The 397-nt window shown below is 51.1% G+C and carries 2 pseudogenes; both read right to left on the bottom strand.

Going from position 1 to position 397, the window contains the following annotated elements:
* A pseudogene (locus tag BHE85_RS18905) lies at positions 1-108 on the bottom strand (transposase); the annotation flags it as partial.
* 4 nt (positions 109-112) lie between these two features.
* A pseudogene (locus BHE85_RS18900) lies at positions 113-397 on the bottom strand (IS4 family transposase); the annotation flags it as partial.

The following is a 397-nucleotide window of genomic DNA, read 5'->3' as shown; positions in this document are numbered from 1 at the left end:
CCCCAGAGCACGGTACACCTGCGGCAGCTTCTCTCCACACACCCGGTTGGCAAGGAACCCGAAGTACCTCACCATCTTAAAAAACTTCTCCGGGATGTGTAATGCCAGTCAGTTAAGCAACTGACTGGCTCTTTTCGGGGGCTGTGGGGTATTTCCAGGGCCTCTCCTTTACCACTCTCGGGAAGGCCCTTCCCCTTCTCGTCGGTAATTTCACAAGTTGTCCCATACTTGCAAGATCGCGCATCAGCTCCGGTATACGTCCCGGTGAAGCGCCCTGCAATGTCATCAGCATTCTCATCACCATTCCGCATGATTCTGAGAAACTCAGTTGATTCGGCCAGTAACCTTTCAGATGTTCCGCCATTTTAATCATCTGATATCTCACCAGATTATAAGC

The sequence above is a fragment of the Shigella sp. FC1567 genome (assembly GCF_001743015.1).
Classification (GTDB): domain Bacteria; phylum Pseudomonadota; class Gammaproteobacteria; order Enterobacterales; family Enterobacteriaceae; genus Escherichia; species Escherichia coli.
This window is presented reverse-complemented; position numbering and strand designations above follow the sequence as displayed.